1 protein-coding gene is annotated in these 537 nt (G+C 55.1%); it reads right to left on the bottom strand.

The window, feature by feature from the left end; translation table 11 throughout:
• Window positions 1-537 (bottom strand): EF-Tu/IF-2/RF-3 family GTPase (locus tag ACM6IV_RS12735; RefSeq protein ID WP_414870265.1); only part of this gene is annotated, 537 nt, incomplete at its 5' end.

A 537-nucleotide genomic window follows, 5' to 3' on the forward strand; every position in this document is an offset into this window, starting at 1 on the left:
TTACTCGATGATTTTGGCTACGACGCCAGCGCCGACGGTACGACCGCCTTCACGGATAGCGAAACGCAGACCGTCTTCCATCGCGATGGTTTTGATCAGGGTAACAGTCATCTGAATGTTGTCACCTGGCATTACCATTTCAACGCCTTCTGGCAGCTCGCAGTTACCAGTCACGTCAGTAGTACGGAAGTAGAACTGTGGACGGTAGCCTTTGAAGAACGGAGTGTGACGACCGCCTTCTTCCTTGCTCAGAACGTAAACTTCTGCGGTGAACTTGGTGTGCGGCTTAACCGAGCCTGGCTTAACCAGAACCTGGCCACGCTCAACGTCGTCACGCTTGGTACCACGCAGCAGAACGCCGCAGTTCTCGCCTGCACGACCTTCGTCGAGCAGCTTGCGGAACATTTCAACACCGGTGCAGGTGGTGGTGGTGGTGTCACGCAGACCAACGATTTCCAGTGCATCTTGAACGCGAACGATACCGCGCTCGATACGACCAGTCACAACAGTACCGCGACCCGAGATCGAGAATACGTC

Origin of the sequence: Pseudomonas sp. IT-347P (assembly GCF_949768005.1) — a bacterium.
GTDB lineage: Bacteria > Pseudomonadota > Gammaproteobacteria > Pseudomonadales > Pseudomonadaceae > Aquipseudomonas.